Origin of the sequence: Streptomyces pyxinicus (genome assembly GCF_024753135.1) — a bacterium.
GTDB classification, from domain to species: Bacteria; Actinomycetota; Actinomycetes; order Streptomycetales; family Streptomycetaceae; genus Streptomyces; species Streptomyces pyxinicus.
On record NZ_JANUGP010000042.1, the window covers coordinates 1 to 23,785 of the forward strand.

The following is a 23,785-nucleotide window of genomic DNA, read 5'->3' on the forward strand; positions in this document are numbered from 1 at the left end:
CAAGAGCCGCGACCGGTCGTCGGCCGACTCCGGCCGGGGCGGCGGTAAGGGCGGCGCCGGGAAGTCCGGCTCCGGAGGCGCAGGCCGCTCCGGTGGCGGGCAGAAGCCCGGCGGCACCTTCGGCCGGGGCGCCGACACCAAGACGAAGGGCAAGCCGACCGGCTCCAAGGACCTCGCCGCCACGAAGACGTCCGGGAAGAGCGCGGACGCGCAGAAGGCGGCGGCCGCGCGCCGGGAGGCGAAGAAGGACCGGGCCCGCCCGGAGGCCAAGAAGCAGGGGTCGCTGGAGCGGATGCGCCGCAAGAGCGACGGTGCCAGCGGCAAGGACGGCGCGTCCGGCAAGGGCAAGCCGTCCTCCGGGGGCGGCGCGGCGTCGTCGAAGGGCGCCGAGGCCAGGAAGAACAGGCCCGGTCGCGGCCGGACCGACAAGGCCGGGCCGGAGACGAAGCCCAAGGCCAAGGCGGACGGTGGCAAGGGCAAGACGACGCCGACCAAGGGCGGGACGACGAAGCCGGGCGGCTCCAGCGGCGCCACCGGCAAGGGCTCCGGCACGAAGCCGACGTCCGGGAAGACCGGCCCGGCAAAGGGCCCGGGCGGCAAGGGCAGTGCGAAGAAGAAGCCCACCGGTACGGGAACAGCCAAGGGCGGCAAGACCACGAAGGCCCCCAAGGGGTCCTCGACGGCTCCGCCGAAGGCCACCTCCCCCAAGCCCAAGACCCCGGCCAAGAAGAAGGCCCCGGTCAAGGGCAAAGGCACTGGTGGAAAGGCCGGAGCGACGAAGAAGACGCCCGGCTCGAAGAAGAAGTCCACCGGGGCCAGGGGCGGGACGGCCACCCCGCCGAAGGCGGTGAAGGTGGACCTCACCAAGAAGCCCAAGGCGCCGAAGGGGTCCTCGACGAGCCCGCCGAAGGCGACGTCGCCCAAGGCCGGGCGCAAGAAGAAGCCGGGGCCGAAGCGGAAGAAGCCGAAGGCCGGGCCCACGACCGCGCCGACCGGCGCGGGCACCGGAGCCGGGGGGCCGAAGGGCGCCGGCGGCCCGACGAGTTCCCGGCCCGGCTCGCGCTCGCGCCGTACGCGGGGGCACACGCCGCCGCCCAGGAGCGCCCCGCACGCGAGCGGGGAGTGGCTGCGGCCGCCGCCCGGGATGAGGGCGGAGTACACCGTCACCCTCGAACGGATCGAGCCGGAGGCCAAGCCGCCCGAGCCCAAGGCCCCGGCCGCCCTCACCGCGGGCAGCCCCGCCGGGACGGACCCCGAGCCGCCGGCACCGGCACCGGCGGCGGAGGCGACCGCCTCGACCACCAGCTCCAGCACGACCACCACCGGGGCCGGCACGGTCCCCGCACCCAGGAGGGAGGCGCGGCCCATGGGCGGAGCGCCCGCAGTACGGGGCGTCGAGGACGTTCAGTTCGCCGACGCCGAGCTGACGGTCTACGACGTCATCGAGTCCGACGCGGACATGGCCCAGGAGATCCTCGCCGGGGCGGAGCACGCCCGGATGGTCGCCGACCGGTGCCAGAACCTGGTGACCTCGCTGGAGTCGCTGCACGCCGAGCTGACCGCCAAGTCGGTACCCGGCCGCCTTATCGGCTGGTGCGCCCGCCTGATCGAGCGGGCCGGGGTCGTGGAGACCAAAGCGACCAAGCTCGCCGACGGTCTGCCGGGCGCCTCGGAGGCCATCGCCCACGCCGGTGAGGTCGCCGCCGAGTACGACAAGCACCCCGCCGACGTGACCCGCGACATGGGCCACACCGCACCCGCCGACGCCTCGTACCACCAGGAGTAGAAGCCATGGCAATGGATCTCGCACGCATGGGCGGCAAGATCGCCGACACCATCGTCGACGGCGTCACCTTCACCATCATCGTGGTGCGCCTGGCCGCCGCGTCGACGGCGATGCTCGCGCTCAGCGAGGCCGTGCGCGGCGCCTTCAAGTACGTCGAGGGCTGTGCGAAGTCGGTCGACCACCTCGCCGACACCGCCTCCGGCCTCAACGTCGACCCGGCGGTCGTCAGCGCCCACCAGGACGCGGCGACCGTCATGCGCGGCGTCCTGGCCGACGCCGAGGACCTGTCCACCGAGGCCGCCGAGATGGCCTCGGACTTCCGGACCGCCAAGGACGAGCACGAGGCCGACTACGGCCCCGTGCACGAGGCGATGACGAACAAGCCCGGTCAGATCGCCGACCGGACGTACTACAGCAACCGATAGCCCACCCCGGGCGGGGCGGCCGGAGCCTGCGGGCACCGGCCGCCCCGCCCGTCCGAGACACGGAGGTAGACCTCATGCTCGCTCGCGTGCACGCCCGGGCCCGCGCGAAGGCTGGCCGCGTCGCCACCGCCGCCGGGGCCGCGGTGCTCACCGGAGGGCTGTTCACCGACTTCCTCACCGGCCCCGGCATCGCCGCCGCCGTCACCACGGCCGGTCTCGGCCTGGCGACGAACATCAAGATCCTGAAAGCCCCCAGCTCGGCGAAGGCCACCGCCATCGGCGTCTACGCCTCCCCGCACATGGGCACCGCCCTCCTGCTGGTCGGTGAGCGCCTGGCGCCCGACAACGGCGTCTCCCTGCTCGTGCAGGCCAGCGTCGTCGCGGTGTGGACCGGGGCCACCTGGTTCATCCGCCCCGGCCGCCTGGCCCGCGAGCTCGTTGACGAGGCCGTGTTGCAGGAGATCGCGGCGGCGACCAAGGACGCCGAGGAGAAGGCGGCCGCCGAGGTCGCCGTCCTCCAGGTCGACCCCGACGAGAGCGACGCGGCCCGCTGGTGGCGTCAGGAGTTCACCGGCGAGGGCGGCATCGCTCCCGGCACCGTGCTCCTGGAGCACCAGCGGGTGAGCGAGGAGTGCGTGGCCCTCGTCGTCGGCTCGGCGCAGCGCGGCACACCGGTCCCCGACATCTCCAAGCCGCGCCTGTCGGCGCACCTGGACGTGCCCGAGGAGCTGATCGAGCTCGGGCCCGTGCCCGGCCGGGGCGCCGGCGTCCGGCTCCTGACGATCGGCCCCCGCCCCCAGCCCCCCGAGGAGGCGAAGACCGCCGGGAGCGACGAGGAGGTCTGGAAGGAAATCGCGGCGACCGCAATGCCGGGCGTCGAATTGATCGAGGCGAACACCTACGAAATCCGAAAGGAGTTGACCTGACCCGTGATGGACGTAAGGGAAAAGGGCGTTCGGGAATACGTGCTGAAAACCCCGCCCGGCGGCGTGAAGAGATACGACCACGACGCCCTGTGTGACCTGCTCGAAGTCGCTGACCGCTCGCGGGTCATCTTCGAGCAGGGCGTCGGCCGCGAGGCGATCGTGCGGGTCTACCCGTCGAACCCGCTGATGAACATGCGCGAGATGCGCCCGGACGACCTGGCGATGGACGCCCGGGGTCGTATCCGCCTCGGCACCTACTACGACGGCTCGCCGCTGTGGTTCCGCCTTTTCGACCCGAAGACCGGAAATGCCCAGCGCGGCGCGGTATTCGGCACGACGGGCGCCGGTAAATCCAGGCTGGTCCAGGCGATCCTGATCGCCTGCAAGCAGTCCGGCATCGTCGTCCACCTCGCCGACCTCAAGTCGGGCCAGTCGGTCCCCGAGGCCGCGGGGAACGTCGCCACCCGGGTCACCACGCAGTACGAGACCATCCTCATGCTGCGCGGCCTGGTCGCCGAGGCCGAACGCCGGATGAATGACTACGCGGCCCGCGGCCGCTCCGGCTTCGTCATCAACGACCCCGACCCGCTGATGTACGGGATCGTCGACGAAGCCAACCGGCTGCTGGAGAAGAACGCTCCCTTCCGCGACGAGGCCGCCTATCTCATCAAGGAGTTGGGCCGAACCGGCCGTTCCGTGGGCGTCGGCATCATCATCGCCGCCCAGGCCGGCCACCTCGACGAGCTCGGCGGCAGCGACACGCTGCGCGCCATGCTCAAGGAGGGCGAGGTCATCCTGCTGCGCTGGTCCAGCGGCATGATGCAGCAGCTCGTCGGCGACGGCCTGGTCCCGCGCGGCGAAGCCCTCCAGCCGATCCCGAAGGTCATCGGTCGGGTCCAGCGCATCCGCCGGTACAACGAGGTCGCCACCGACGACGACGAGGACGCCAACAGCCAGGGCATGCTCTACCACCTCACCGGGCCTCGCCCGATGAGCATGGCCAGGACGTTCGTCGTCGGCTCCGTCGCCCCCACCACGGGCTTCGACCCGCTGATCCTCGACCTGTACGGTCCCGGCGCCCCACCGGGCGAGGTGATCGACCTGATGGCGTACGTGACGGCCAAGGAGCTCAAGGCCCTCGCCGACAGCGACGACGGAGAAGGCGCCGCCGGTCCCGCCGGCGGTTCCACCGCACCGGTCGCCGCCGCTGCCGCGGCCGCCGAGCCCGAGCCGTCCACCGCGCCGAAGTCGATCGCCGACCGGGTCCTCGCGCTCCTCCCGCCCGAGGGGATGACGGTGCCCGACCTCATGGTGGCGCTCGACGCCGACGGCCACAGCACCCGCCCGGTCCGGCGCGGCACGCTGAACACCACGCTCAGCACGATGCGCAAGGAAGGGTTGCTGCCCCGGCCGGACGGATCGGGCCTGGTCCTGCCGAACCCGTCCTAGTCGCTGTCGGTCCGTGGTCCCATGCTGTCCCCGGAAGGAGACCGCATGGACTTCGAGTTCGACTGCTGGTGCTGCGGCATCACCAACGCAGTCTGGGGCCGCCCGGTCGGCTTCTGGACCGAGCGCTACCGATTACCGGCCGAGTGGGACTGCTGGAACTGCGACGCCACGAACATCACCCCGGACGACTGATCAACAACCACACACCGTACGAGGGCCCCGGAGACCGAACTCCGGGGCCCTCGCCGTCCCCCGCCCGTCTACGAGCGTCACCGAGGGAACAGCATGATCCGCACCACCATCACCTGCCAGCGCGACAACTGCCTGGCCCTCTACCTCCCCGACACCGACGCCGGAGCCGACGTTCTCGAACGGGCCGCCCGGGCGCTCGGCTGGCGCCGAACCGGCAACTACAGCCACGCCTGCCCCGGCTGCGTCGCGGGCCAGGGACCGGTCCTGGAACGGGGTCAGTGCCCCACCTGCACCGGCATGACCGTGGACCTGCCCCAGGGCTCCACCTGCCGCTACTGCCAGACCGTCACTCCGCACACCACCTACTGATCCCGGAAGGAGGCACCGTCCATGGTGCCCGTGCCCGACCCCCGCAAGACGCCCCTGACCGACGCCGAGGCCGAGATCGAGGCCCGCCGCCTCATCGAGGACGGCTACCGCCAGGAGGGCCCGGCCCCCGTGCCGACGCAGACCTTCCACCGCGACCCGACGCCTCCCCCGGCGTACGGGCCGACCCCGCCGGTCGCCCAGCCGGGGCGACCGCCGATGTCCCAGCGCGCCACGGACGCCAGCGCCCTGATGCTCTCCGGCAGCGTCGCCGCCCTCTCCGTCGGCGGCGCCACCTCGCTCGTCCTCTACACCCTCGACCAGGTCGACCCCGTGACCCTCGCCATCGGCGGCGCCGGGCCCGTCGCCCTGGTCCTCGCCGCCGGATCGCTCCTGAAGGCCGTGGGCCGGGCCAAGGCGACGTCCGCGCCGGCGGAAGTCCACAACCACTTCACCGGCCCGGTCCGCCAGGAGACGACCAACGTCTCCAGCCAGCCCCGGGGCCTGTTCGTCCGCACCCGCAACGAGCTCCACCGCTGACTCTCCCCCGCCCCGCGAAACCGCAGACCAACACCCGTAAGCCCTGTTAGGCCCAACAGGTCTAACAGGGCTTCCGTCCGACAAGGAGAGCCCTCTCGTGGCCGTGTCCCTCAGCGTCGTCGTCCTGCTGGCGCTCGTCGTCCTCGTCCTGCTGCGCAACGGCGCCCTGCGCTTCCTGCCCGCCCTGGCCGCGATCGGGTTCGGCTTCTTCCTCGCCTCCACCGGCGCGGCCGCGCCCATCAACTCCGCCGCCGGCGGACTCGCCGACCTGCTCGCCCGCATCAGCTTCTGACAGGAGAACCGACTTGAGCGCCACCCACATCACCGTCAGCCACGGCAGCGACTTCCTCGGCGTCGACATCCTCCCCGTCGGCCAGCTGCGCGAGTTCGGACAGCACGTCCGCAGCGTCCTGCCGACCGACGACCACCCGCCCCTCACCGCGCTCCTGGACGCGGCGGGCGAGAGCGAGCACGCCCTCGACAGCGGCCAGGCCGCCCTGCTCGCCGTCCTGCTGCGCCGCGCGGCCGCGCACCGGCGGCTGCGGAAGCCGTACCGCGAGATCGCCTCCCGCCTGGGCATCGCGGCCGCCAACGCCGCCGCCGACCCCGAGCCCTGGACCTGGACCCCGACCACCGAAGGACACCGATGACCACCACCGCCCCCGTCGACGCCCGTCTGGACGCCGCCAACACCACCGTGCTCGCCGAGATCAGCAGGACCGACGCCAAGGCCGGCGTCCTGCTCACCAGCTTCTCCCTGCCGCTGGCCGCGCTGGTTGCCGCGGTGCCCGGACACGCCTTACCGCCCGCCGCCGCCGTCCTCGTCGCGGCCGGCACCGTCGGCCTGGTCGCCGCGATGCTCGTCGTCCTCCTGGTCGTCCGCCCCCGGCTGACCGGCGCCGCCCGCGGCTCCTTCCTCTACTGGTCGCTCTGCACGCCCGAAGCCCTGGTCGAGGACCTGAACAACCCCGGCGACCGCGCCGCCCACGTCATCCACCTCAGCCAGATCGCCCGCCGCAAGTACCGGGGGCTGCGCCTGGCCGGGGACATCACCGGCGCCTCGCTCGTCACCCTCGCCGCCGCCCTGCTCGCCTCCCTGATCTGACCGGAGAACACCATGCACATCGGAGACCGCATCGAGCTGACCGCCCAGGTCGAGTCGCTCGGCCGCGTCGCCCACATCGGCGACCAGGGCGTCATCCAGGGAACCCACGTCGACGACTACCTCACCGTCCGCATGGACGACGGCCGCCCCCAGTTCCCCCGCCGCGACGAGGTGACCGTCCTCGACGGCACCGCCCCGTCCTCGACCTACGAGCGGGACCTGGCCGCCGCCAAGCGCGCCGGCCGCGCATGGGGCTGCACCTGCGGCGCCGACAACCCGCCGCAGTACGACGCCTGCCACGCCTGCCAGCGCCCCTCGTGGACCTGCGCGGCCTGCGGCACGGTCAACACCAGCGCTCGCAGCGACTGCGACGAGTGCGCGGGGACGATGCCCGCCGAGCTCCTGGGCGACCGGGAGGAGGGCTTCGAGATGACGTACGAGGAGTGGGTCGCCACCCAGATCGGGCCCCGCGTCGTCGGCGGCCGCTACGACCACGGCGACGACGCCAGCGCCTACGACGTCCTCGCCATCGAGCCGGGCCCGCGCCCCGTCGGGACGTGGCCGGTCTGGCAGATCACCGTGCGCGGCGCGAACGGCCAGGAGCACACCCACTGCTCCGGCTGGAACCCCCGCCGCGACCGCGTCCGCACCGACCAGACCCGTTAGACCTAACACCCCCAACGGTGACGTCCGGGGGAAGTCGCCCGCACCGTCACCCGGCACGACAGCATGAGCCCGGGGGCCGCCGAAACCGGCCCCCGGGCTCACCGAGAGGAAACCATGACCGACACCACCACCGCCGCCGACGGCCCCGCCTACTCCACCGAGGCGTACGCCGCCGTCGAGAAGGCCGGCCGCTCCCACCGCACCACCCTGTACGCGCCGAGCGTCCTGGAGCAGGCCGCCGAACTGCTCACCGACCTGTGGTCCGCCGGCGAGCGCCACGGCGTCACCGCCTCCGAGTGGGGATGGTCGGTCGACCTGGCCAGCGGCGCGCTCGACGTCGTCTCCCGCCGCTACGAGCGCCCGGAGAAGGAGCGCACCGTCGAGGAGACCCTCACCCTGGCCCGGCACCTGCTGGAGGCCCTGACGTCCGACGAGATCGGCCTGAGTGCCAAGCCCGGCCCCCGCGCCAGCGTCGTCGTCGAGCGCGGCGACCGCACCCCGCGCGGCGGCTTCCACGGGGACGCGAACGTGATCGTCGGCATCTCCTCCAACACCGGATGGGACCTGGCCTTCAACCAGAACGGAGCCCCGCTCCTGTCGGTCTCCGCCCCGGCCTCGCAGGCCGGCGCCTCCCAGGTCGCCGAGATCGTCCGGGCCCTCGTGCACGGCGAGCTGGGCAACCCGTTCCGCCGCTGACCCACCACGACCGATCCGAGGCGGGGCCGCCGAAACCGTCCCCGCCTCCCTCCCGAGGAGCCCTTCGTGACCCCCTGGTCCAGCACCACCCTCGTTCGCGTCGCGGACGACTACGACCGCGAGATGAGCGACACCAACGCCCCTCTCGACTCCCGTCTCGGCCGCTACCTCGCCCAGCACATGGACGACCTGTGGGACGAGGACCGCACCGACCCGGCCGCCTTCCTGACGTGGGCCTGGCGCGTGGCCACCGGGCCGATCATGTCCCCCGGCTACGTCCGCATCCGCCCCGACGTCGGCGCCGTCCGCCTCATCCAGTCGCAGGAGGACAGCCGCCTCCTGGTCGAGGTCGAGACCCCCGTCCAGCACGGCCAGCTCGCCCCGAACGTGCGCCCGCCGTACGCCGTCGTGCGCGACTGGGAGACCGACCGGTACGCGTACTCCTCCGACGGCCCCAGCCCCCTGCAGGCCCCCGAGGACGAGTCCAAGCCCGCGTTGCTCCTGGCCGCCACCCTGCGCGTGCCGGCGGACGGCTGGGCGCTGCACCGGCCCGCCGGGAAGTGGCCCGTCGAGGAACTGCTCATCGACGACGCCAAGCAGGCCCTCGCCGTCGCCGTGGAGGCCGTCAACCGTGCCGCCGGGCCGATGGTGGCCAAGCTGGTCGGCGCCGAAGGCGGTCACTGGTGAGCGGCCTGCCGAGCCCGGCGGACCTGTCCCACGCCACGCTGGTCGCCCTCTTGATGCACCACGGCGGAAGCGTGGACCTTCCCGCCGAGGCGTTCGAGCCCGAGGCCCTGGGCGACGGTCGCGGCGCGCACCACGCGGTGGAGCTCGCCTCTCTCGACGCCACGACGGTGCGGCTGTCCGTCGTCGCCCGCCCGCCCGGAGACGGTGCCGGGATCGAGGTCCGCGAACCGTGATCCACCCTGACGCGTACTCGACCCGGCCCCCCGCCCACCGCCAGACTCGACCCGAGGAAGGGACACACCGCATGAGCTCGCAGCCCGTCCACCGAAACCCGGCCCCGCCGCCGGCCCCCGCGCCCGCCGCCGCGGCGAAGCTGCGCACCCGGATCACCGCGCACCCGGCCGCCGACCGCTGGCTCCCCGCCTTCGAGCGCGACTGGAACAGCGCCCTGGAGGAGTCCCGCGCCACCTACGACCTCACCGCGCTGCACGAGGTCGTACGCGAGTGGCAGGGCCGCCTGGACACCGCGCCCGCCGTCGCCGCATTCGTCGCGTCGGGGTACGCCGACACCGACAGCGTCGCCCTGGAGGACGTCCTCGGGGCCCGCCGGTGAGCGACGCCGGCGACACCTGGCCCGCCCGGCTCGCCCCGCCCGCCTCCACCTACCTCGCCGCGCTCGACCCGCCGGTGCAGGAGATGGTGCGCGACCTGCTGGACATCGCCTCGCGCTCCCCGTGGTCCTGGCCGCAGTGGGACCGCACCGACCCGGAAGGCGAGGACCTGCGCCGCGCGTCGGTCGGCCCGCTGACCGTCGTCTACTTCGTCAACCGGTCGCTCGGTCACCTCCGGGTCATCGACATTGTCTGGGCCGGATAGCCCGACCGGCCACGCCCCACCCCGCGCCCCCGGCCGACCACGGCCGGGGGCGCGGTCGTCCCCCGTTCACCGCCGCACGAGAGGAGCCGGCCACAGTCCTCCGTGCGCACCGCCCTACCGAGAGGTACACATGACCGACACCGATAACGAGACCGTCGAGACCATCCGCTACACCGCCGACGTGGTGGTCCTGACTCCCGACGGCAGCGTCCTGCTGATCGAGCGGAGCTGGCCCCCGCACGCCGGTTCCTGGGCACTGCCGGGCGGCCACGTCGACCCCGGGGAGTCGAGCCGGGCGGCTGCCGTCCGCGAGCTGGTCGAGGAGACCGGCGTCGAGGTGGCCGCCGAAGACCTGCGCCAGGTCGGCGTCTGGGACGACCCCGAGCGCGATTCCCGCGGCCGGTACGTCACCGTCGCGTACGCCGCCGTCGTCTCCGCCGACACCCCGGTCGTCGCCGGGGACGACGCGGCCGCCGCGCGCTGGTGGCCGCTGGACGGCCTGCCCGAGCAGATGGCGTTCGACCACGCCGACATCCTTCGCGCGGTCATTTCTTGAGACCCCTGCCCGCCGCGGTGTACGCCGCCCTGCACGTCTGCCACCCGCCCGGAACGCTCCCGGCCTGGCTCACCGCGCGCGGCCCGCACTGCGCGACCGGCACCGCCGTCGGCGTCGACCAGGAGCACGCCGAGGAGCTGGCCGACCTGGTCGCCACGGCGTGGTGGGAGTGCCTGCAGGACGACCCGACCGACACGTTCGCCGTCATCTTCGCCGCCGCGTGCGAGGCGTACCTTCACCCTCCGCCGCGCCCGCCGGCGGACGGCTCCGTGACGCCCCCGGATGACCCGGACCGCGACCGCAGCCGCCCCCGCTCGGTCACCGGAAGCCGGTGACCGAGCCACCCTCACAGGACCCCTCGAAGCCCCCGACCGCACCCAGCGGTCGGGGGCTTTCGTCGTTTCGGGGACCGTCCCCGTGACCGCTCGTCAGGGACCACACGACCGCGAAACCGCCCTCACCAGCGGGTAAAGCGTAAGTAAAGTAGGCGCGGATCGCGGTCCCCGCAGAATGCCAAGAGCAAGCAAAGTCCGGGTGCGCCACGGACGCGTGGGGGCCGTCGCCGAGGACCGCGAACCGCCCCGTGCGCCCGCCATCGGCGGCGCCCCGGGAGCTCCGCCCGCCGCGCCGCCCCGATGCCCGCCGACCACCGTCCGCAACCGGGGCCGTCGAGGGCTGTCCGCGAATCGCGGACGCCCTCCCGGCTCCTCCCGCACCCGCCGCAGCCAGCGATGTGCCCGCCCACAGACCCAGCAGCAGACCTGACGCCAGCCCGGCAGTCCCACCAGGGCAAACGCCTTTTCGGCAACCGCCGATCTGGAGCTACTGTCAAAGATCCCTGTGGATGAGCTGACTGCTCACCTACAGGTTCAAGATCAGACAAGACCTAGGCACAAAGGGACCTCCCCCCTGCGGGGGAGGTCCGGCACGGCCGGGCCGAACAGCGCACAAGCGCACAAGCGGGGAGGGCGGCCGGATGGCCTGGCTGACAAAGATCACGGCGGACGCGCAGGTCGAGTACCGGCTGCGCGAGCAGGCCGGATGCGGTGTCGTCGAGGCCACCGCCTCGGAGACCGCCGTCCTGGACGACTCGGTCGACGCCGCCGTCGACTACCGGCTGCGACCGGAAGGCGACGGCCACCTGGTGTGGGTCGGCAGCGGCATGAGCGCCTTTGGGTACGCGGCGGGCCAGCGCCTGGACGACGAAGCGAAGGACGCCGCGCGCCGGATCATGAACGGCTGCCACCCCGCCACCGGCGCCCGGCTGCTCGCCTCGACCGCCTCGGTGCGCGTCCATCCCGACGCGCACCTGACGGTGGCGCGGCTGACCGAGGCGATCGAAGCACTGGCCGCCGAGAAGGGTGTCGAGCCAGCCGACCTGCTCGCGGGCAAGCCGAAGCAGCAACGCGAGCTCGCCACCCAGCAGCGGATGGTGCACCGGTTCGGCGAGGGGCAACGGGTCCAGGTCGGCACGCTGCACAAGCTCGCCCGCGCGGCCGGCCTCAACCTGGTCGACGTCTACGGCACCGAGGCGGTCGAACGGGCGCGGGCGAGCCTGGGCAAACGGATCGACACCCGCGTGCGCGGATGGGACCTCGTGCTCGATCTGCCGAAGTCCGACAGCACGCTGTCCGGCCTCATGAGCGACCTCGACGAGCACACGTTCCGGGAGCTGGTGCAGCGGGCGAAGGACGACACCGTCCGCCAGGCCGAGGAGTGGATCGGCTACTCCGTCACCGGCGAGGGCGGGGAGAAGGTACGCATCGCCAACGGCGGCCTGCTCGGCTGGTCGGTGGAGCACCTCGCCGCACGTCCGGTGACGGCCGGTGAACCGGGCGACCCGCATCTGCACGTCCACGTCACGATCGCCAATATGGCGTTGTGCGAGGACGGGGAGTGGAGGGCCATCGCCAACTCGGGGAAGGACTTCCACCGTCACGCCAAGGCGCTCGACGCGTACTTCAAGAGCAGGGTGCGGGAGCTGACGTACGAGACGTTCGGCGTGCGCCGCGAGTACAACCCAGACACTCGCGCGTGGGAGATCCGCCACGTCCCCGAGGAGCTGCGCGACGCGTTCTCCCGCCGGCACATCGCACTCGACGAGCGAGTGGGTACCGACGCCTCGCGCGAGGACCGGCAGCGCGTCGCCGACGAGACCCGCCGCGCGAAGGTCGACGCCGACGCGTCCGGGATGCGTTCCAGTTGGCGCACTCGCGCCGAGGCGGTCGTCGGCGACGTCGACGCGATGGTGGCGGCCGCCGCGCCCGGACCGCCCGACGGCGGCGGCGCGGGCATCGACGGCCCCGGCATCGGTCCGCGGCTGCCCGGCCCGGACGACCTCGCGCGCATCGTGTTCGACCCCGAGACCGGGCTGACCGCGTCGGAGAAGTCGTTCTCCCGCGCGCAGCTCCTGGCCGCCGTGGCGACGGCGATGGAGTTCGGCCTCGGTGGCGAGCCGGGCCTCCTGGACGAGCTGGCGGACCAGGTCCTCGCCGTCGAGGGGTACGCGGTGCGCCTGCCGCACATCGGCTCCACCGTCATGTCCTCCATGGACCGCTACACCACCCGCGACATCCTCGACGCCGAGGAGATCGTCACCAGCCAGGCCCTGGCGCGGTTCGACGAGGGGACGGTGAAGCTCACCGCCCAGCAGGCCGCGGCCGCCATGTCCGTCTTCGAGGTGGCCAACGGCTTCACGCTGTCCGACGAGCAGCGCGCCGCGATCGAGCGGACGCTGACCGCCGGGCACGGAATCGACGCCCACATCGGCGCGGCCGGAACCGGCAAGAGCACGCTCATGGAGGCGTGCCGGATCGCGTGGGACGCCACCGGCCACACCTACGCCGGCGCCACGGTGAGCGCCGTCGCCGCCAAGTCGCTGGACGACGCCTCCGGCATCCCGGCCCGCTCGATCGCTTCCTGGCTCCGGCAGATCCGCGACGGCCAGGGGCTCACCGGCATCGACGTCCTGGTCGTCGACGAGGCCACCATGTCCAACGACCGGCAGGCCGCCGTCCTCATGACGGAGGCGCAGCGCACCGGCACGAAGATCGTGGCGATCGGCGACCCGCAGCAGCTCCAGGCGATCGGCCCGGGCGGGTGGTTCAAGGAGGTCCACCGGCTCGTCGGCGGTCTGGTCCTTACCGAGAACCGGCGTCAGCGAAACGATGCCGAACGCGCCGCCCTGGAGGTGTGGCGCACCGGCGACCACGAGCAGGCCCTGCGCATCCTCGCCGACACCGGCAGGGTCCACGCCACCGAGAGCGCCATCGAGGCCCATACCCAAATTCTGACCACCTGGGACGAGGTGCGCACCCGCTGGAGCGACCCGCACGACCTGATCGAGTCGCTGACCGTGCTGGCCGCCAAGAACGCGGACGTCGACGTGCTGAACCTCGGAGCCCAGCAGATCCGCCGACAGCGCGGCGAGCTCGGCGCGGAACACCGCTACGCCCTGTCCGGCGGCGCGGAGGTGAACTTCGCCGTAGGCGACCTGGTGCGCGTGCGCCAGAACGACTACCGCAGCCGCCGCGGCGAGGGCCCCGACGTCCTCAACGGCTACCGCGCCGTGGTCACGGCGATCGACGAGGACCACCGCGTCGAGATCACCTGGCGCGACAAGAAGACCAACGACACGGTGTCGGCCTGGTACGAGCCGAAGGCGATCAGCTCCGGCGCCCTGTCCCTCGGCTACGCCATGACGGTCGCCGCGAGCCAGGGACTCACCAGCGAGGTCAGCCTGCTCTACGGGCACGGCAGCAACGCGTTCGCGACCTACCCGGGCATCACCCGCGGCCGCGCCGAGAACCACCTCTGGCTCCCCCTGGCCGCCATCGAGGACGACGACACGCAGGCCCGTCTCGGCGAGGCCCGCACCGAGGCCGAACGCCTGCACCGCGCCGTCACGGCCTTCGCCAAGTTCCTCGGGCAGGACAAGGGGGACTCGATGATCTCGGACCTGCTGCGCGAACCGCCGGCCCCCGCCCGCGTGCCCGTCCAGGCCGTACGCGACGACGAGGCCGTCGCCCGTGCCCGCGAGGAGTCCGAGGCCGCACTACGGCGGGCCCGGGCGGCGACCGCCGTCTCCCCCGGCCGTGCGCGCGAGGCGTACGAGCAGGCGCAGCGGCTCGCCGCCGAGGAGCGCCAGGAGACCACGGCCGCCGTCGAGCCCGCCGTGCAGCTCCCGCCCGGCAGCGAGGACGACGCCCGGGAACGGGCCGCCAGCGAGAAGCGTCTGGCGGAGGCCCAGCGGCAGCGCGAGATGGCGTCGGTGCAGTCCTGGAAGACCCGCCCGTACGGCAAGCGGTCGGACGCCGGGCTGGCCCGGGCGATCGGCCTGGCCTACGAGGCGGCTGACCACGCCGAGCGTGCCGCGGCGCAGACGGCGAGGGAGGCCCGCGCCCTCGAAGAGCGCCTCGCCGAGGAGAAGGCGTCCGGGCAGACCCGCGGGCAGGCGTACGTGGCCGAGGCCGCCACCGTGCTGGCCCAGGCGGAGGCCAAGGCGAAGGAGGCGGCCCAAGAGGCCGGCCGCGCCCTCAACGCACGCAAGGAGGCCGAGCAGAAGGACACCCACCTGCGCGAGTACCTGGAGCCCAGGCGGGACGTGGGCTTCTTCGGGCGGCGCCGCGTCGGGTTCACCCTCAAGGAGCTGGAGGCCGACATCAAGACGGTCACCTCCGAGCGCGCGGCGCTGTGGACGGAGGCGAACCGGGCCGAGAACGCCGCCCGCGACCGTCGGCTGGAGGCGTGGGACCTGGTCCGCGAGAGCAACTTCGCCGGGCAGTTCCGCGACCTCGGCGCCGACAAGCCCGCGCCGAAGGAGCTCGACGTCGTCACCGCGCGGCTGGCCGCGATGCGCGAGCGGCTGCCCGACGTCGAGATGCGCCTGGACCGCCGCGACGCCCAGAAGCTGGCCCGCCTGCAGGGCGAGGTGACCCAGTACACCGACGCGGCCGCCAGGAGCCGCAGGACCGTCGCCACCGGACAGGCCGAGCAGGTCCTGCGCCGGACGATCGCCGCGAAGTACCCGGAGCTGCACGACGTCGAGACCAAGGCCCGCCAGTCGTACATCGTCGCGCAGAAGCGCGCGGCCACCGAGCAGTCCCGGGCCCGGGCGCAGGAGTCGGCCGGCTACCACCGCCAGCCGCCCTCACAGGGGCGCAGTGGGCCGTCCATGGGCCGCTAGGACCGTTGGGTCCAACAGGCCCAATACGGCGTGAGCAGGGATGCAGAAGCCCCCGGTGGCGCTCGGTGCAGGAGCAGCCGCCGGGGGCTTCACGTCGCCCGGGCCCACGGGGGAAGGCGCCGGGAGACGGTTCAGGGGGACGAGGCCGTGACCTCGTCGGCGGGCGCGGCGGACCGTACCCGGTCCAGGCGTTCGTACAGCGAGCGGATCAGCCGGGCCCGGCTGTGCACTCGGTTCAGGCTCGTGCACGGCTGCGACAGCGGCCCCTCGGCCTCCCGCAGGATCAGCTCGGCGAACAGCCGGCGGCCGTCGTCCTCGGGGAGCCGGGCCGCGCAGGCGCGCACCTCCTCGGCGACCACCCGCGCCGCCCCGGCGAGCAGGTGGCCGATCTGCGCGACGTCGTCGGCCGGGACGTCCAGCGGCGAGGACCACGCCAGGGCCGTGCGGACGGCCTGCTCGTGCGTCTCGCGGTCGGGCGGGAGCTCCGCCGTGAGACGGCCCTCCGGGTCGTACAGGACGTGGTGCGTCATCAGGTGGCCGCCTTCCGGGGGTCGCGGGCCAGGGTTCGCAGATGGTGGGCGAGCCGGTCGGGTCGGATCAGCGGCGGGGGGACTGCGCGCGGCGGGCTGACCCAGTACGCCGCGGCGCTGCTGCTGTGCTCGGTGACGGGCATCAGGAGCTGGTGGCCGGTGCCGAGGACGCGTACGCCGGGAAGGCCGGCGGCCGCGCGGCCCGTGCCCGGAGGTACCAGGACGTACAACTGGTCGCTGAGGTGGTCGGCGAGCACCGGGTAGCCCCGGCGCGGGCCCACCCGCATCGCGACCAGCGCGTCCAGGCCGAGCGCTATCGAGCTGACGGCGACCGCGTCCCACTGCTCGCCGCACGCCACCCAGCGGGTACGGCTGTCACCGCGCACCCACTGCGCACGGAGCCGGTCAGACGGCTGTGCGAGCCGGTGCCACGTCGGGGCGGATGTCTCGGCGGACTGGGCCATATCCGGACCGTACGGGCGGTATACACGAGGTAGCCCACACGATGTGTGTGGGTTCTCGACTCCGTCTCGGAGTGCCCATGGACCGCATCCAGTTCGGCCGCCGCGTCGCCCACTGGCGAGGACGCCGCCGCCTGTCCCAGGTCGAGTTCGCCGCGCTGATGCGCCGTTCCCTGCGGTGGGTGGAGGAGCTGGAGGGCGGGCGCCGCCAGGCCGACCCGAACCTGTCGGTGGCTACCGAGATCGCGCTGCGCCTGGGCATCGACCTGGACCGGCTGCTGTACGACCCGGCGGTGCTGTGCCCCGCCGAGTCGGAGATCGAGGCGGTCCGCGCCGTCCTGCAACGCCACGACGTCCTCACCGGCCGGTGCGACGACTCCTCCGTCGAGCCGGTGCCCGTCACCGTCCTGCAGCGCAGCCTCTGGTACGCCCGCACCGGCTTCCAGGCCGGGCACTTCGCCAAGCTCGGCACGCTGATCCCCCAACTGCTCGTTGACGCCACCCGGGCCGCCGCCCGGCACGAGGGCGACGACCGGCTGGAGGCGTACCGGCAGCTCTCGCTGGTGCTGGAGCTGACCGAGGCGGCCGCCATCAAGTGGGGCTCCAGCGAGCTCGCCGTCACCGCCGGCCAGCGCGCGGTCGTCGCCGCCGAGCGCTCCGAGGACCCGGTCATCATGGCGAGCGCCGCCCGGCACCTCGCGGACGCGATGACCGCCCACGGCCAGGCGGCGGCCGCCGTCACGTTCGTCACCGCGGCGGCCAACCGGCTCCAGGGCGACCTGGTGCGGTGCGGCCCGGAAGGGCTGAGCGTGCTCGGGATGCTGTGGCTCAAGGCGGCGATGGCGCAGGCCGCGGCCGCCGAGGCGGACGACCGCAGCCCGGACGCGCTCGCCCGCGCGGTGCCCGGCTTCCTCGACCAGGCCGACGAGCACGCCGAGCGCCTCGGGCGCGACGACAACCTGCTGTGGACCTCCTTCGGCCCGACCAACGTCGCGCTCTACCGGGTCGCGGCCCACGTCCAGTTGAGCGAAGGCGCCGACGCCGTGGCGGTCGCGGCGGACATCCCGGCCGCCTCCCTCGCCGGTCTCCCGCGCGAGCGCCGGGCCCACCTGCTCACCGACCGCGCCCTCGGGGAGAAGCAGGCCGGGCGACGCGAGGACGCGGTCGACACGCTCCTGGAGGCGGAGGAGCTCGCCCCCGAAGAGGTGGTGTGCCGGCCCCGTACGAAGCGCCTCGTCGAAGACCTCCGTCTCCTCGGAGCCGGCAGCGCCGAGGGGCGCTTGCGCGGTCTGGCTGATCGCTGTGGACTGCCCGGGTGACCCAGACCCGCACCCTGTACCTGATTGCCTGCGCCGCCCCGCCGGCCCGCCGCCTCGACGTCCCGATCCGTGCCGCCCAGCAGGCCGGATGGGACGTCTGCCTGATCCTCACGCCCTCCGCCCACCGATGGCTCACCGAGGACGCCGAGGGCGAGATCGAGGCCCTGGAGGAGCTGACCGGACACCCCGTCCGCTGGCGGTACAAGCTCCCCTCGCAACCCGACGTACTGCCCGCGCCGGACGCAATCCTCGTCGCCCCGCTCACCAACAACACCCTGGCGAAGTGGGCGACGGCCGTCTCCGACACCCTCGCCCTCGGCCTGATCACCGAGGGCATCGCGCTCGTGCCGATCGTCGCCCTGCCCCACTTCAACGACGCCCAAGCCGCCCACCCCGCCGTGCAGAAGCACGTCGACTTCCTGCGCGAGGCCGGTGTCACCGTGCTGCTCGGCGAGGGCGGCTTCACCCCGCACAAGCCCAAGCAGGGCAATCTCGATGCCTACCCGTGGCAGGCCGCGCTGGACGCCCTCCCCCGCGCCGGGCAGCCGGGATGAGGTGGCTGCGGCGGTGGTGGTGGTCGGGACGCGAAGTGCCCGGCGAGGACTGGCACTACTTTCCGCCCGCGCAGCCCGCCGGCCGCGAACAGATGCAGGTGACCCGCGCCGACGGGTACGACTTCGCCCGGCTCGACTGGCAGGTGTGCGAGGCGTGCCGTACCGGCTTCGTCATCGCGGTCCGCGTCACCGACGAGTACCAAGGCCGCGGCTACGCGGGACGGATGCTGCGCTACGCCCTGCGCGGCCGCGAGGGGTACGCGTGGACCACGACGGTCCAGAAGCCCATGGGCAGGGTGTTCTTCCAGAGGATGAGCCGGAGCACCGGCGTGCAGTTCGGGGACGGCCGCAAGCCGTTCCTGTGCCCGCACATGCGCACGGCTCACGGCCTGCCTGGAGCAGCCCAGCCGCTACCCGCCGATGACTGACCCGGCCGGGATGTCGTCCTGATCAGCGCCGGTTGCCTCCGTTGGACCCAACAGGGGTAACCGGCCTGCTCTGCCGTCTCCTCCTCCGCCAGATCCTCCATGAGGTCCTCCACGCGGTGGTGGACCCATCTCGTGCGCCGAGGTGTCCGCTTCGCAGGTCAGCCTGCCTCCAGCGCCGCCACGCCCCCGTGGCCGCGCGCCAAGTAGAGGGAGAGGGAAGGGCAGTGGAGGCGAGGATGAGGCCGGGAGTGGCGGAGACGTACCGAGAGCGGGCGGAACGCCGACGGCGTACGCGGGGATCTGGTGAGGTCCGGGGCGACGGGTGGCAGCGAACCAAGGAGGACGAGCAGCTGCTCCGGCTGGCCACCCGGTACAGCACGCTGACGCTTCACCAGGCCGCATACGCGTGCTGGGGCGGACGGATCGAGGCCGCCCGGCGTCGGGTGCGGCTGATGACCGAGGCTGGGCTGCTGCTGCGCAGCGCGGACGTGCGGTGGGCCCGGACGGTCGTGTGGACCACCGAGCGCGGTGCGCGGGTCGCCGGCACCGGACTGAGCGCCCCGCGGCCGCCGGGCGAACGGCTGCTGCACCGCCTGGCCGTCGCGGACGCCGGGATCGCCCTGGAGGCGCACGGGTACACCGTGTTCTCCGAGCGGGAGGTCCACGCGGCCGAAGCCGTGCCGGGCCGCCCGGCGGAGCTCCTGGAGGCCCTGGGCGTGCCAGGGGTGCTCGCTGGTGCCCGGCGCGGCGAGACGTTCGCGGTGCCCGTCGGCGCCCGCGCCGTGCACTGGCCCGACCTGGTCATCGTCGAGCCGGCCCCGAGGTTCCCGATCGCCGTCGAGGTCGAGCTCACCCCGAAGGCCCCGGCCGCGCTCCAGGCGATCCTGCGGGCCTACCGGCAGGCACAGCGCCGCGTCCTCTACCTGGCCACCGATCCGGTCGCCCGCCAGCTCCAGGGCGGAGTCGTCGGGCACCTGAGCGTGCGGCCGTTCACCGCCGTCGACCCGGCCGTGGCCCGCCGGGCAACCCAGCAGGCCGCCCGGCTACGGGGTGGATAAAGCCCAGCTCACACCCGTTGCCACCCCGTTTCCAGTCGGGTGTCAGTCCTCGTCGCCCCGGGCCGCGCGCAGCGCCCGCAGCGCCGCCGTGAACTCGGAGTCGTCGAAGACCGCGATCATCGAGCGGAGCTGGATGGGGCACTCCCCGACCATGGAGGCCGCGAACTCCAGCACCAGGAGTTCGCTGTGCGAGGAGCGGGTGACCGGCGACCCGGTCAGGTTCAGCAGCCGGCCGACCGCGCCCCAGTCGACCGAAGGGTGGCGGCCATCCCGGTCGATCAGCGGGCCCCCGGCCGCCGCCGTGAGCTCCTGGTCCTCCTCGAAGCGCCGCAGCCAGTACCCGTCGCGGTGCGCGCCGAGGAACCGGGTCGCCGCCTGCATGGCCTCGTTGCCCACGTTGGCCAGCAGGTCCTCGGCGAGCTGCTCGCCCGACGTCTTCGTGGCGCTCGTCATCGGCGTCCCCATCTCCTCGGTGGCTTCGGCCGGGATGGCCGGCACCACCTCACTGTGCGCGGCCGCCGACCCGCGCCCGCGCCGCACACGCCGGACGAGCACCCCGAGTCCCCGGACGAGCACCCCCGCTCCCGTGCGCACCAGCGGGTCCTCCGCCAGCTCGCGCACGGTGTCTATCCACTCCATCGCCGTCTCCCGTCGACTTGTCGGGCAGCCGCCCGTGAAGGACGTGCTGCCCTTCACCCCCTCTGTGGGGAGAGGCGGTGGAGGACAGGAGAGCGAGGCGAATCGCACTGGATGAGGTGTACGGCGGGAAGGGCGGCCCGGGCCGGCCGCTGGGAGGTCGAGGAAGAGGGGTGCGGGGAGAAGGCGGCGGGCGGCGTGCGTTCTCCCCGGGGGACGGCTGTCCGGCCTCGGTGGCGGGCTGTCCGGCAGCCGTCCGCGAAGCGCGGACGGGTCAGCGGCCGGTGCCCGGCCCGGGTCGGTCCCGCGCCCGCCAGGGCGAAGGCTCGGTCTGCTGCCGAAGCAGTTCGGCCGCTTCCGCGCGCAACTGGCGCTGCCGCATGGCAACGCGGGTCGGGATCACCCGGACGCGCACCTCGACCTCGTACGGGCCGTGGACGCTGGCCTGCCCGATGGCCTGCATCACGCGGGCGAGTTCCGCCGCGGCTTCGGAGGGGTCGGCAAGGGGGCTGTCGGTCATCGGGGGGCGTCCTCTCGGTCGGCGGATGTCGTCGGGGAGAGCCTCGCCCGGGCGCGGGGAGGAGCGTGCCCTGTTCCCGCCGGGCGAGCGGGGAACTGCTCCTCGGCCCGCCCGGCGGGCGGTTCCGCTCGGAGTCGGCCCGTGAGCGCCGAGCGTCCGCGATTCGCGGACGGTGCGTCCTGGCGGCGGCGGCGTCCCCCGTACGGCGCAATATTGTTCTGAGCTGGGGTGTTACATCTATACCTATAGATGTGTACGCTTCGGAGCATGACGAAGCCCGAGTACCAGCCCGTCCCGCCCATCGAAATCTGCGGGTCGCCGTACGGCGGAGACGCCAAGCGCCCGTGCACCCTGCCGCCGAAGCACGAGCACACCGTCCACCAGACGGCGACCGGCGTGCAGTGGCTCGTGGGCGAGGAGCACCTGCCCTTCGACCCGGAGACGGTGCTGCGCGACTACGCCGACGCCCTGAACGCCAGCACGGCCGATGACGCCCCGGCCTGGCACCAGGCCCTCGTGTGGGCCGCTGACCGGATCAAGGGCGGCCACCTGAGCATCTACGCCGCCCGGGACTTCCGGGAGCGGTTCGGCGTCGACCCCTACCCGCAGGAGCCCCGGTGAGCCGCGAGCGGCTGCGCCTGATCATCGCCCTGCGGGTCTCCACGGCCGGGCAGGCGGTCGACGGCTACGGCCTGCCCGCGCAGGAACGCGACTGCCGGGCCTGGAACCGGGCGGTCGGCCAGCACCGGATCGTCCACCTCGTCTCCGACGGCGACGAGAAGGGCGGCAAGACCGGCAAGTCCACGATCGACGAGCGCGTCGGCCTCATGGAGGCCATGGAGTGGATCGCCGACGACCGCGCCGACGGCATCCTCGCCCCGAACCTTGACCGCCTCGCCCGCGAGCTGACCGTGCAGGAAGCCGTCCTCGCCTACACCTGGGCGCTCGGCGGCCGGGTCTTCACCGCCGACCACGGCGAGCACCTGGAGGACGACGAGGACGACCCGATGCGCACGGCGATGAGGCAGATGCGCGGGGTCTTCCACCAGCTCGACCGCGGCCTCATCCGCAAGCGGCTGCGCGACGGCCGCGACACCAAGGGCGAGCAGGGCGGGTACGCCTTCGGCGCCCCGCCGTTCGGCAAGCAGGCCGTCGACAACGAGCTGGTCGACCTCGACCCGGAGAAGGAGGTCGAGGACCTGATCCTCCAGTGGCACGACGAGGAGGGTCTGGGCGCCCGCGCCATCTGCCGGCGGCTCAACGAGGAGGGGAAGCCCTCGAAGCGGGGCGGGAAGTGGCACCCGACCACCGTGGCCCGGATCATCGACCCGGCCGCCCGCGAGGCCAACCGGCTGCGCTCCGCCTTCGACCGGGCGCAGAAGAAGGAGGAGACCCGTCGGACACGGGCCTCGAAGATCCTGGGCAGCAGCGTGCGCTGACACAACGCCACAGACAAGTAGTCGGCGTTCGACGTCAGAGAGAATCACGCCGAACACGCAGGTCGCGGCCGGTGTCCAAGGCCCGCGCCCGGCAAGACCGGTGCGACCCAGGGCGCGACCGAGGACGAGACCCAGGACGAGACCCGGGGGGCGACCGAGGACGAGACCTAGGACGCGACCCGCGTACGGCGCGGCTGCGGGCCCGGGGCGTCGCCATGACAGGCCCCGGGCCCGCGCTGTGCACGGTCTACGTGAACGCCGGGCTCAACGATCCGGACCGCGCGCCGTCACGCCGCGTCCCGTGCCTGCTGGTCGTTCTGGCCGATCGGCCGCCAGATCCACTCGTTGGAGGGCTGCTGCTGCAGGCGGGGCAGCGCGGCGACGTCGACCCGGAGCCGGATGCCCTTGATCCGCCTCTCCAGGGCCGTGGTCCGCCGGTCCAGCGCGGCGACGTCCTCGGTGCCGGCGAGGACCAGGCGCACGACGGGGAACAGCGAGCTGTCCGGGTACCGCTGGCGCCACAGCGACTTCGTCGAGCCGATCGTGCCGCGCTCGCCCTCGAAGTAGCGGGCCTGGCTGTACGCCTCGTACGCCCGGAGCTTGAGTGCGAGCCGGGAGACCGACATGGTGAAGCGGTCCATCTCCAGGAACTCCACCTCCGCTCCCCGGGCGGGCCGGTACAGCACGGCGTCGGAGACCACCCGGCGGACCTTGTCGATCGTGTGGTCCACCTCGACCTCCCAGTCCAGGATCGGACCACCCCACCGCGAGATGACCTCGGTGACCGCCAGGCCGTGCGGGGCGAGGCCGGCTGCTATCGCCCGCTCGCCTGTCGCGGCATGCGGGCGCATGACGACGTCGCCGCCTTCGGCCACGGCTCGCTGACCCAGCGCCGTCAGGTGCCACACCAGCTCCCGGCCGTGCCGTCCGTGGTCGGCGAACCCCAGCGCCCGCAGGTCCCGCAGGCCGCGCCGCATGTAGCCGGTGCCGGTGCCCTCGCGGGTGAGGACGGTGGCGAGCTGCGCTGCGGTGGCGATCCGGACGCGGGAGAGCATCAGCATCAGGTGGCCCCGGGTCTGGGCGGTGGAGGTGAGCTTCCTCGGAGCAGCAGGAGCCTGGAAGAGTGCTGGGATAGAGGTGTCCTGCTCCGGTCCGGCCCCCTTGACCGGCTCCTGACCTGCGGTTTCGTCGTCCTCCCCGGAGGCGGACGCGGGACCGGCGCCCGCACCGGACGCGGAACCGTCGGCGGGCGGCTGACAGGCCCCCTCGCGTGCAGTGTCCTCGGGGTCGTTGTCGGTGTTGTCGTACACGGTGGTGCTCCCTCGGCGATCATGAGAACTCCGGTCGGAGCTCTCCTTCACCTGCTATAGGTGTCGGGAGATCGA

29 protein-coding genes and 1 pseudogene are annotated in these 23,785 nt (G+C 73.3%); 25 read left to right on the forward strand and 5 right to left on the reverse strand.

Annotated elements, in window-relative coordinates; translation table 11 throughout:
* The 19 genes and pseudogenes from NX794_RS32960 to mobF form a co-directional block, all read left to right on the forward strand.
* Positions 1 to 1,786: pseudogene (locus tag NX794_RS32960) on the forward strand (hypothetical protein); the annotation flags it as partial.
* 5 nt (positions 1,787 to 1,791) lie between these two features.
* On the forward strand, positions 1,792 to 2,211 hold the full coding sequence (locus tag NX794_RS32965; protein ID WP_258783347.1) for a hypothetical protein: 420 nt from the start codon (positions 1,792 to 1,794) through the stop codon (positions 2,209 to 2,211).
* Between the two features lie 74 nt (positions 2,212 to 2,285).
* Entirely contained in the window at positions 2,286 to 3,137 is an 852-nt protein-coding gene (locus tag NX794_RS32970) for a hypothetical protein (protein WP_258783348.1), read from the forward strand.
* Between the two features lie 63 nt (positions 3,138 to 3,200).
* Positions 3,201 to 4,586 (forward strand): FtsK/SpoIIIE domain-containing protein, encoded by a 1,386-nt coding sequence (locus NX794_RS32975; protein WP_258783349.1) that lies wholly within the window; start codon positions 3,201 to 3,203, stop codon positions 4,584 to 4,586.
* 45 nt (positions 4,587 to 4,631) lie between these two features.
* Positions 4,632 to 4,778 (forward strand): hypothetical protein, encoded by a 147-nt coding sequence (locus NX794_RS32980; RefSeq protein ID WP_158002859.1) that lies wholly within the window; start codon positions 4,632 to 4,634, stop codon positions 4,776 to 4,778.
* A gap of 93 nt (positions 4,779 to 4,871) precedes the next feature.
* A complete protein-coding gene (locus tag NX794_RS32985; RefSeq protein ID WP_258783350.1) occupies positions 4,872 to 5,147 on the forward strand; it encodes a hypothetical protein in 276 nt (91 codons plus the stop codon).
* A 21-nt stretch (positions 5,148 to 5,168) separates the two neighbouring features.
* On the forward strand, positions 5,169 to 5,684 hold the full coding sequence (locus NX794_RS32990; RefSeq protein ID WP_258783351.1) for a hypothetical protein: 516 nt from the start codon (positions 5,169 to 5,171) through the stop codon (positions 5,682 to 5,684).
* A 97-nt stretch (positions 5,685 to 5,781) separates the two neighbouring features.
* The gene (locus tag NX794_RS32995) at positions 5,782 to 5,976 is read left to right on the forward strand and encodes a hypothetical protein (RefSeq protein ID WP_258783352.1); all 195 of its coding nucleotides are present in this window, start codon (positions 5,782 to 5,784) and stop codon (positions 5,974 to 5,976) included.
* Positions 5,977 to 5,989: 13 nt separating this feature from the next.
* Positions 5,990 to 6,334: a DUF7739 domain-containing protein gene (locus NX794_RS33000; RefSeq protein ID WP_258783353.1), complete on the forward strand. Its 345-nt coding sequence runs from the start codon at positions 5,990 to 5,992 to the stop codon at positions 6,332 to 6,334.
* The gene (locus tag NX794_RS33005; protein ID WP_258783354.1) at positions 6,331 to 6,789 is read left to right on the forward strand and encodes a Pycsar system effector family protein; all 459 of its coding nucleotides are present in this window, start codon (positions 6,331 to 6,333) and stop codon (positions 6,787 to 6,789) included. The genes NX794_RS33000 and NX794_RS33005 overlap by 4 nt, the downstream gene beginning before the upstream one ends.
* A 12-nt stretch (positions 6,790 to 6,801) precedes the next feature.
* Positions 6,802 to 7,455, forward strand: a complete 654-nt coding sequence (locus NX794_RS33010) for a hypothetical protein (RefSeq protein WP_258783355.1) — start codon at positions 6,802 to 6,804, stop codon at positions 7,453 to 7,455.
* A gap of 114 nt (positions 7,456 to 7,569) precedes the next feature.
* Positions 7,570 to 8,151 carry a hypothetical protein gene (locus NX794_RS33015; RefSeq protein WP_258783356.1) on the forward strand — a complete coding sequence of 194 codons (582 nt, stop codon included), beginning with the start codon at positions 7,570 to 7,572 and terminating at the stop codon, positions 8,149 to 8,151.
* A gap of 66 nt (positions 8,152 to 8,217) precedes the next feature.
* Entirely contained in the window at positions 8,218 to 8,838 is a 621-nt protein-coding gene (locus NX794_RS33020; protein ID WP_258783357.1) for a hypothetical protein, read from the forward strand.
* Positions 8,835 to 9,071: a pRL2-19 gene (locus NX794_RS33025; RefSeq protein WP_258783358.1), complete on the forward strand. Its 237-nt coding sequence runs from the start codon at positions 8,835 to 8,837 to the stop codon at positions 9,069 to 9,071. The genes NX794_RS33020 and NX794_RS33025 overlap by 4 nt, the downstream gene beginning before the upstream one ends.
* Positions 9,072 to 9,142: 71 nt before the next feature.
* Entirely contained in the window at positions 9,143 to 9,451 is a 309-nt protein-coding gene (locus NX794_RS33030; RefSeq protein WP_258783359.1) for a DUF6247 family protein, read from the forward strand.
* Complete coding sequence (locus tag NX794_RS33035) at positions 9,448 to 9,714, forward strand: hypothetical protein (protein WP_258783360.1); 267 nt, start codon at positions 9,448 to 9,450, stop codon at positions 9,712 to 9,714. Before NX794_RS33030 ends, NX794_RS33035 begins: the two co-directional genes overlap by 4 nt.
* Positions 9,715 to 9,844: 130 nt before the next feature.
* Positions 9,845 to 10,270: an NUDIX hydrolase gene (locus NX794_RS33040; protein ID WP_258783361.1), complete on the forward strand. Its 426-nt coding sequence runs from the start codon at positions 9,845 to 9,847 to the stop codon at positions 10,268 to 10,270.
* Positions 10,267 to 10,605 (forward strand): hypothetical protein, encoded by a 339-nt coding sequence (locus NX794_RS33045; RefSeq protein ID WP_258783362.1) that lies wholly within the window; start codon positions 10,267 to 10,269, stop codon positions 10,603 to 10,605. Before NX794_RS33040 ends, NX794_RS33045 begins: the two co-directional genes overlap by 4 nt.
* A gap of 641 nt (positions 10,606 to 11,246) precedes the next feature.
* The gene (mobF, locus tag NX794_RS33050) at positions 11,247 to 15,455 is read left to right on the forward strand and encodes a MobF family relaxase (protein ID WP_258783363.1); all 4,209 of its coding nucleotides are present in this window, start codon (positions 11,247 to 11,249) and stop codon (positions 15,453 to 15,455) included.
* A 131-nt stretch (positions 15,456 to 15,586) separates the two neighbouring features.
* Here the strand turns inward: mobF and NX794_RS33055 are convergent, their stop codons facing one another.
* Positions 15,587 to 15,985 carry a restriction endonuclease gene (locus NX794_RS33055; RefSeq protein ID WP_258783364.1) on the reverse strand — a complete coding sequence of 133 codons (399 nt, stop codon included), beginning with the start codon at positions 15,983 to 15,985 and terminating at the stop codon, positions 15,587 to 15,589.
* Positions 15,985 to 16,449: a hypothetical protein gene (locus tag NX794_RS33060; RefSeq protein ID WP_258783365.1), complete on the reverse strand. Its 465-nt coding sequence runs from the start codon at positions 16,447 to 16,449 to the stop codon at positions 15,985 to 15,987. Before NX794_RS33060 ends, NX794_RS33055 begins: the two co-directional genes overlap by 1 nt.
* A 77-nt stretch (positions 16,450 to 16,526) precedes the next feature.
* Here NX794_RS33060 and NX794_RS33065 point away from each other — a divergent pair, with 77 nt between their 5' ends.
* The 4 genes from NX794_RS33065 to NX794_RS33080 all read left to right on the forward strand — a co-directional run bounded on the left by NX794_RS33065 (position 16,527) and on the right by NX794_RS33080 (position 19,805).
* Positions 16,527 to 17,765, forward strand: a complete 1,239-nt coding sequence (locus NX794_RS33065; RefSeq protein WP_258783366.1) for a helix-turn-helix domain-containing protein — start codon at positions 16,527 to 16,529, stop codon at positions 17,763 to 17,765.
* Positions 17,762 to 18,319, forward strand: coding sequence for a flavoprotein (locus NX794_RS33070; protein WP_258783367.1), 558 nt, complete (start codon positions 17,762 to 17,764; stop codon positions 18,317 to 18,319). Before NX794_RS33065 ends, NX794_RS33070 begins: the two co-directional genes overlap by 4 nt.
* 35 nt (positions 18,320 to 18,354) lie before the next feature.
* Entirely contained in the window at positions 18,355 to 18,747 is a 393-nt protein-coding gene (locus tag NX794_RS33075; RefSeq protein ID WP_258783368.1) for a hypothetical protein, read from the forward strand.
* A gap of 452 nt (positions 18,748 to 19,199) precedes the next feature.
* Positions 19,200 to 19,805: a hypothetical protein gene (locus tag NX794_RS33080; protein WP_258783369.1), complete on the forward strand. Its 606-nt coding sequence runs from the start codon at positions 19,200 to 19,202 to the stop codon at positions 19,803 to 19,805.
* A gap of 42 nt (positions 19,806 to 19,847) precedes the next feature.
* Here the strand turns inward: NX794_RS33080 and NX794_RS33085 are convergent, their stop codons facing one another.
* On the reverse strand, positions 19,848 to 20,444 hold the full coding sequence (locus NX794_RS33085; protein WP_258783370.1) for a hypothetical protein: 597 nt from the start codon (positions 20,442 to 20,444) through the stop codon (positions 19,848 to 19,850).
* Positions 20,445 to 20,715: 271 nt separating this feature from the next.
* Positions 20,716 to 20,961 carry a hypothetical protein gene (locus tag NX794_RS33090; RefSeq protein WP_258783371.1) on the reverse strand — a complete coding sequence of 82 codons (246 nt, stop codon included), beginning with the start codon at positions 20,959 to 20,961 and terminating at the stop codon, positions 20,716 to 20,718.
* 267 nt (positions 20,962 to 21,228) lie between these two features.
* Here NX794_RS33090 and NX794_RS33095 point away from each other — a divergent pair, with 267 nt between their 5' ends.
* Entirely contained in the window at positions 21,229 to 21,582 is a 354-nt protein-coding gene (locus NX794_RS33095) for a hypothetical protein (protein WP_258783372.1), read from the forward strand.
* Positions 21,579 to 22,400, forward strand: a complete 822-nt coding sequence (locus NX794_RS33100; protein WP_258783373.1) for a recombinase family protein — start codon at positions 21,579 to 21,581, stop codon at positions 22,398 to 22,400. The genes NX794_RS33095 and NX794_RS33100 overlap by 4 nt, the downstream gene beginning before the upstream one ends.
* A 287-nt stretch (positions 22,401 to 22,687) precedes the next feature.
* Here the strand turns inward: NX794_RS33100 and NX794_RS33105 are convergent, their stop codons facing one another.
* Positions 22,688 to 23,710, reverse strand: coding sequence for a replication-relaxation family protein (locus NX794_RS33105; protein ID WP_258783374.1), 1,023 nt, complete (start codon positions 23,708 to 23,710; stop codon positions 22,688 to 22,690).
* Positions 23,711 to 23,785 lie beyond the last annotated feature (75 nt).

Coding starts and splice junctions, on each gene's coding strand:
- NX794_RS32965 (WP_258783347.1), top strand. CDS start 1,792: ATGGCAATGGATCTCGCACGCATGGGCGGCAAGATCGCCGACACCATC.
- NX794_RS32970 (WP_258783348.1), top strand. CDS start 2,286: ATGCTCGCTCGCGTGCACGCCCGGGCCCGCGCGAAGGCTGGCCGCGTC.
- NX794_RS32980 (WP_158002859.1), top strand. CDS start 4,632: ATGGACTTCGAGTTCGACTGCTGGTGCTGCGGCATCACCAACGCAGTC.
- NX794_RS32985 (WP_258783350.1), top strand. CDS start 4,872: ATGATCCGCACCACCATCACCTGCCAGCGCGACAACTGCCTGGCCCTC.
- NX794_RS32990 (WP_258783351.1), top strand. CDS start 5,169: ATGGTGCCCGTGCCCGACCCCCGCAAGACGCCCCTGACCGACGCCGAG.
- NX794_RS33005 (WP_258783354.1), top strand. CDS start 6,331: ATGACCACCACCGCCCCCGTCGACGCCCGTCTGGACGCCGCCAACACC.
- NX794_RS33010 (WP_258783355.1), top strand. CDS start 6,802: ATGCACATCGGAGACCGCATCGAGCTGACCGCCCAGGTCGAGTCGCTC.
- NX794_RS33015 (WP_258783356.1), top strand. CDS start 7,570: ATGACCGACACCACCACCGCCGCCGACGGCCCCGCCTACTCCACCGAG.
- NX794_RS33030 (WP_258783359.1), top strand. CDS start 9,143: ATGAGCTCGCAGCCCGTCCACCGAAACCCGGCCCCGCCGCCGGCCCCC.
- NX794_RS33040 (WP_258783361.1), top strand. CDS start 9,845: ATGACCGACACCGATAACGAGACCGTCGAGACCATCCGCTACACCGCC.
- mobF (WP_258783363.1), top strand. CDS start 11,247: ATGGCCTGGCTGACAAAGATCACGGCGGACGCGCAGGTCGAGTACCGG.
- NX794_RS33055 (WP_258783364.1), bottom strand. CDS start 15,985: ATGACGCACCACGTCCTGTACGACCCGGAGGGCCGTCTCACGGCGGAG.
- NX794_RS33060 (WP_258783365.1), bottom strand. CDS start 16,449: ATGGCCCAGTCCGCCGAGACATCCGCCCCGACGTGGCACCGGCTCGCA.
- NX794_RS33065 (WP_258783366.1), top strand. CDS start 16,527: ATGGACCGCATCCAGTTCGGCCGCCGCGTCGCCCACTGGCGAGGACGC.
- NX794_RS33080 (WP_258783369.1), top strand. CDS start 19,200: ATGACCGAGGCTGGGCTGCTGCTGCGCAGCGCGGACGTGCGGTGGGCC.
- NX794_RS33085 (WP_258783370.1), bottom strand. CDS start 20,444: ATGGAGTGGATAGACACCGTGCGCGAGCTGGCGGAGGACCCGCTGGTG.
- NX794_RS33090 (WP_258783371.1), bottom strand. CDS start 20,961: ATGACCGACAGCCCCCTTGCCGACCCCTCCGAAGCCGCGGCGGAACTC.
- NX794_RS33095 (WP_258783372.1), top strand. CDS start 21,229: ATGACGAAGCCCGAGTACCAGCCCGTCCCGCCCATCGAAATCTGCGGG.